The organism is Actinomyces sp. HMSC08A09 (genome assembly GCF_001807465.1).
In the GTDB taxonomy this organism is placed as follows: domain Bacteria; phylum Actinomycetota; class Actinomycetes; order Actinomycetales; family Actinomycetaceae; genus Actinomyces; species Actinomyces oris.
Window position 1 is genome coordinate 1 of record NZ_KV789087.1, and the last position, 5944, is coordinate 5944.

The following is a 5944-nucleotide window of genomic DNA, read 5'->3' on the forward strand; positions in this document are numbered from 1 at the left end:
CCGGCAGTGACGACCCGCTGGGCGGGCTCGTCGCCCTCGTCGGAGTCGGAGACGGTGAAGGAGCCGTCCTTGTCCTGGGACTTGCCGCGCTTGCCGGACTTCTTGGAGGCGGCCTTCTCCGCCTCCTCCCGGCGCATGCGCTCGAGCTCACCGGTCAGGGCCGCGATGGAGGGCTGCATCTTGATGCCCTTGATGACCCATCCGCGGAAGATGTAGCCGTTCTGAGCGAGGTAGTCGCGCGCCACCATGGGGGCGGAGTCGCCGATGACGAAGCGGGGCACCGGTCCGTGGCCGTAGGGGGCCAGCGTGATGGGCTCCTCCAGGGTGCCGTGGCCGGCGATCTCGAGGTTCTCCACGACCGTGCGCGAGCGCACGAAGAGAGTCGCCCCCGGGGCCAGGCGGACCCCCTTGAGAGAGGCGGGGTTGTTGAAGGGGCTGCGCTTGGAGCCGTCGCCGTTCTCCTCCAGGCTCACGTCCAGGTAGTAGTCGCGCAGCTCGGGGGCCGGGCCGTCATCCTCCTGGACGGCCTGCGCCTCGGAGTCGTCGCCTTGGTCCTCCTCCTCGTCAGAGGAGTCCTCGTCGTCATAGTCGTCGTAGTCCTCGTCGGCGTCGTCGTCTCCTTCGTCGTCGAGGTCGAAGTCCTCGTCGTCGAGCGGGGTCTCGTCGACGTCGTCAGTGAGCTCGGTGCTGGAGCGCGTCACTGTGGAAGAAGCCACGGAGTTCCTTTCGCGTGAGCGGGCGGACAGCCGGTGACGGGGTATGGGGACCCGCTCCGGCACAGCAGACAACCCCAGAATTGTAGCGTTTATTCCCCAGGGTCACCGCACGGGCGACTTAGTATGCCCTCACCTTGTCCGCACTCGGCGTCGCGCCGCGGCAAACCTGCCGTCGGAAGCGTCACCGGCCCTCCTGACGTCTGAGCTGGGACTACTCTGGCGGTCATGAGTGCGTTGCCTGCGGCCCTGGGCCGTATCCGTCCCGCCGTCGAGCACCGTCTGACCCAGGTCCTGGAGGACTGCCACCGGCGCTGGGAGGACCTGGGCCAGGCCGCCCCTGAGCTGCTCGAGGCCGCCGGGAGCGTCCTGAGTGGGGGCAAGCGCATGCGCGCCGTCCTGGGGGCCGTCGGCTGCGCAATCCTGAGCACCCCGGAGCGGCGATCCGAGTACCTGACCGCTTCCGACGCCGTCCACCTGGGTGCGGCGCTGGAGCTCTACCAGGCCAGTGCCCTGGTCCACGACGACCTCATGGACGGCGCCGACACGCGTCGCGGCCTGCCCGCGGCGCACCGGGTCTTCGCCCGGGACCACGAAGACCGGGGCTGGCTGGGGCGCCCGCAGACCTTCGGGGCCAATGGCGCCATCCTGCTCGGCGATCTCCTGCTGTCCCTGGCGGGTGAGGAGATGAGCGCACTGGCGCCGTCGCGCACCTCCAGCCAGACCCGAGGCAGTGCGGTGCGGCACGCCCGGTCCGCCTTCGACGCCATGACCACGGAGGTGGCCCTGGGCCAGTTCCTCGACGTGCGTAGCGAGAACCTGCCCCTGCCCTGGGACCGGGAGCCGGGCGCCGCAGCCAGGCTCATGCAGGGCGACGCTCTGTCGGTGGTTCGGCACAAGTCGGCCCGCTACTCGGTGCGCCACCCGCTACTGATCGGCGCCCTCCTGGCCGGCCTGGACCCGAGCGGGGCCACCGCCGAGCACCTGGCCGCCTTCGGCGAGGACGTCGGCATCGCCTTCCAGCTGCGCGACGACGAGCTGGGGGTCTTCGGCTCACCGCAGGCCACCGGCAAGCCGGCCGGCGACGATCTGCGCGAGGGCAAGCGCACAGTGCTGCTGGCCCTGACCTGGGGGCGATGCGACGATGCCGGCCGCCGGCTGCTCGGCAGCGTCCTGGCCAATCCCGAGGCCACGGAGGAGCAGATCGGCGAGGTCGCCGCTCTCATCGAGGACTGCGGCGCGCGCGCCGCCCACGAGGAGATCATCGCCGCGCACCGCGAGGCCGGGAGCCGGGCGCTGGAGCGCCTCGGGGACGAGGGCGTGGTGAGCACCGCATCCCTGGAGGACCTGGCGGTGCTGGCGGACCTGCTGACGCACCGAGTCTCCTGATCCGGCACAGGAAACGGGGCGACCCAACAGGTGGGCAGTACTACCCGCCTGATCCGACCGGCGGCTGTGACCATCCCACCGGCATCGTAGAATCGCGGCGTGGTCACAGATCCCCTCATTGGTCGGTTGGTCGACTCTCGCTACGAGATCGTCGACCGCCTAGCGCGTGGCGGGATGGCCACCGTCTACCGCGCTCATGACCGTCGCCTGGACCGGACCGTGGCGCTCAAGCTCATGCACGCCCACCTGGCCGACTCCCCCGACTTCGTCTCGCGCTTCCGCCGTGAGGCACGGGCCGCGGCACGCCTGTCCAACCCGGGCGTGGTGGCCGTCTTCGACCAGGGCAGCCTGGACGGGGTGGCCTACCTCGTTATGGAGTACGTCGAGGGGCCCACGCTGCGGGACCTCATTGCGGCGGGACCGCTGTCGGTCAAGGAGGCCCTGGGGCTGGTGGCCCAGCTGCTGCGACCGCTCGGTGCCGCTCACCGGGCCGGCCTGGTCCACCGCGACATCAAGCCGGAGAACGTGCTGCTGCCCTCGGATGGCTCAGTGGCCAAGGTGGCCGACTTCGGTCTGGCCCGAGCGGTCACGGAGGTGACGCAGACGACGACGGGCAACGTGCTGGGCACGGTCGCCTACCTGGCGCCAGAGCTCATCACCTCCGGGGACTCCACCTCTCGCGCTGACGTCTTCTCTGCCGGGGTGGTCCTCTACGAGCTCCTCACTGGCCAGCAGCCCTTCACCGCGGACTCCCCCATCCAGATCGCCTTCCGTAACGTCCACGAGGACGTGCCCCTGCCCTCCAAGCTGGTGCCCGAGATGCCGGCCGACGTCGACGAGCTCGTGGCCACCATGACTCGCCGTGAGCCGCAGGAGCGCCCGGCCGATGCCGACGAGGCGCTGGCGCTGCTGCGCAACGTCGTTGACGAGCTCACCGACTCCGAGCTCTCCGTACGCCGCGGGGGCGGGACCGGTTCCATTCGGACCCAGCAGGTCATGACGGCCAATGCGCAGGCCGCCCGCTCCGCCATCGACAACGAGCCCCAGGACGACGCCGACGACTCCTCCGCCGAGGAGGCCTCGCCGCACGCCGGGATGCGCACCGTCTCCCTTCCCATTGGTTCGATCGGCCCGGACTCCAAGGGGAGAACACGTGCGTTCTCCCGCAAGGCCCTGGCGGCCGACGCTCAGAAGACCACTGCCGTCCCCACCCCGAAGAAGGGCACTGGCGGTTTCAGTCGCCGTCGTGCACTCGTCATCGGGCTGCTGGCCGTGGCTGGGACCGGCGCGAGCGCCACCTGGTACATGACAGCAGGTCCCGGCAGACGAGTTTCCGTACCCAACATCGTCGGCATGTCTGAGGACCAGGCGCAGCTCGCCCTGGAGAAGCAGGGGCTCGACTGGGGCACGCCCGAGCGCGTCTACTCCGACACGGTCCCCGCGGGCAGCATCGTCTCCTGCCAGCCGAAGGCGGGCCAGAAGGTGGGGCTCGGCCAGGCCGTCACCGCCACCGTCTCCCGAGGCGTGGAGACCAAGACCGTTCCCGACGTCGTCAGGAAGACCAAGGACCAGGCCACGGCCGCGATCACTGCGGCCGGCCTGACCCTGGGGGACGTCACGGAGGAGTACTCCGCCAGCGTGGAGTCGGGCAAGGTCATCTCCTGCGACCCCAAGGCCGGCAAGGTCATCAAGCACACCGAGAAGGTCTCGCTCGTGGTCTCCAAGGGCAAGGAGCCGGCCACGATCCCCGACGTGACCGGTATGAGCGAGGACGAGGCCAAGAAGGTCCTGGAGGACGCCGGGCTGAAGAAGGGCAAGGTCAGCAAGGGCTACTCAGACTCCGTGGCCAAGGGGAACATCATCTCCTCCTCCCCCATCGCCGGGGCCTCGGGCTACTACAAGGGCGACTCGGTGGACCTGACCGTCTCCAAGGGGCCCGAGAAGGTGACGGTCCCGGACGTGACCGGCAAGAGCCAGGACGAGGCCAAGAAGGTCCTGGAGGACGCCGGGCTCAAGGTGGAGGTCAACAAGCGCCTGGGCGGTCCCTTCGGGACGGTGCGCTCGACCGACCCTGCGCCGGGCTCCAGCGTCAAGCCGGACTCCAGGGTCACCATCAACATCTTCTGACGAACGTGGCCCGGTGCCGCTTCAGCAGACCGGGCCACGTTTCGCCTGCCCTGCAGGCGGGCGCTCAGCGAGTGTTCTCAGCCCTTGAGCATCTCGGCAATCTCGAAGGCGACCTCGAGGGACTGCTGGTGGTTGAGGCGCGGGTCGACGAGGGTCTCGTAGTGCTCGGCCAGGCCGGCCTCGTCAATGTGCTCGCCGCCGCCGAGGACCTCGGTGACGTCGTCGCCGGTGAGCTCGACGTGGATGCCGCCTGGGGCGGTGCCCAGGGTGCGGTGCACCTCGAAGAAGCCGCGGATCTCGTCGAGGATCGTCTCGAAGCGGCGGGTCTTGTAGCCGTTGTCGGAGGTGATGGTGTTGCCGTGCATGGGGTCGGCGATCCAGGTAACGGGGCGCCCGTCGGCGCGCACCGCCTCCACCAGCGGTGGCAGGGCCTCGCGGATGCGGTCGGCACCCATGCGGGTGATGAGGGACAGGCGTCCAGGCAGGCCCTCGGGGTTGAGGCGGTCCATGAGCCGGGAGAGGTCGTCGGGGGACGTGGTGGGGCCGACCTTGACGCCCACGGGGTTGTGGACGCCGGCGAGGATGGCGACGTGGGCGCCGTCGGCCTCGCGGGTGCGCTCCCCCACCCAGAGCATGTGGGCGGAGGTGTCGTAGAGGCGCCCGGAGCGGGAGTCCTCGCGGATCATGGCGTCCTCGTACTCCAGGAGGAGGGCCTCGTGGGCGGCGTAGAAGTCGACCTGGCGCAGGGCTTCGAAGTCCACGCCGGCGGCTTCCATGAAGCGCATGGCCCGGTCAAGCTCCTCGGCGAAGGACTCGAAGCGCTTGTAGGCGGGGTTGGCGGTGAAGCCGCGGTTCCAGGAGTGGACCTCGCGCAGGTCCGCGTAGCCGCCCATCGTGAAGGCGCGGATGAGGTTGAGGGTGGTGCCCGAGCGCAGGTAGGCGTCCAGCATGCGGGTGGGGTCGGGGATGCGGGCCTCGGGGGTGAACTCGTGGCCGTTGACGGAGTCGCCGCGGAAGGCGGGCAGGGTGACCTCGCCGCGGGTCTCGGTGTCCGAGCTGCGGGGCTTGGCGTACTGGCCGGCCATGCGGCCGATCTTGACCACGGGCGTGGAGGCGCCGTAGGTGAGGACCGCGGCCATTTGGAGAATGGTCTGGACCTTGAGGCGGATGTTGTCGGCCGTGTTGTGGGTGAAGGACTCGGCGCAGTCCCCGCCCATGAGGACGAAGGCGTCCCCGGTGCTGGCCTGGGCGATGAGATTGCGCAGAGAGTCGACCTCTCCGGCGAAGACGAGCGGGGGCCGGCGGCGCAGGTCCGCCACCACGTCGGCCAGCGCGGCCTCATCGGGGTAGGCGGGCTGCTGGAGAGCGGGCAGGTGGCGCCATGCGGGGGCCTGGGCGTCAGTGCGGGCGGCGGAGAGCTCGTTCATCACGCCCGTCAGCATAGGCCAGTCGGGAGATTGCCCGGGTTCGGCGCCGCATCGCGAAACACGGGGGTTGGGGGACGAATTGTGTCACTGTGGGCGACTTTTAGGGCTGCAGCAGAGCTCGCACGGACCGGTTGCAACGCTGTGACCTGCACGGATGCGAAGGCCTCCGTTCCAGGAGCGCAGCAGGCGGGTTGAATAGTCGCCAAACGTGACACATGGGTCGCCGGCACCACCCTCCGGGGCACAGACGGGCACAGAGAAGCGGCCGGTGCCGTCACGAGGACGGCA

3 protein-coding genes and 1 pseudogene are annotated in these 5944 nt (G+C 69.9%); 2 read left to right on the forward strand and 2 right to left on the reverse strand.

The window, feature by feature from the left end; genetic code table 11:
• Window positions 1-716 (reverse strand): annotated as a pseudogene (locus HMPREF3165_RS01600) (RNA polymerase sigma factor); the annotation flags it as partial.
• A 225-nt stretch (window positions 717-941) separates the two neighbouring features.
• On the opposite strand from HMPREF3165_RS01600, the gene HMPREF3165_RS01605 reads away from it, so the two are divergent.
• Complete coding sequence (locus tag HMPREF3165_RS01605; protein ID WP_020991552.1) at window positions 942-2102, forward strand: polyprenyl synthetase family protein; 1161 nt, start codon at window positions 942-944, stop codon at window positions 2100-2102.
• A gap of 99 nt (window positions 2103-2201) precedes the next feature.
• Window positions 2202-4229: a Stk1 family PASTA domain-containing Ser/Thr kinase gene (gene pknB, locus HMPREF3165_RS01610; RefSeq protein ID WP_070510373.1), complete on the forward strand. Its 2028-nt coding sequence runs from the start codon at window positions 2202-2204 to the stop codon at window positions 4227-4229.
• A 77-nt stretch (window positions 4230-4306) separates the two neighbouring features.
• Here the strand turns inward: pknB and HMPREF3165_RS01615 are convergent, their stop codons facing one another.
• On the reverse strand, window positions 4307-5656 hold the full coding sequence (locus HMPREF3165_RS01615; protein WP_256274745.1) for a class II 3-deoxy-7-phosphoheptulonate synthase: 1350 nt from the start codon (window positions 5654-5656) through the stop codon (window positions 4307-4309).
• Window positions 5657-5944 lie beyond the last annotated feature (288 nt).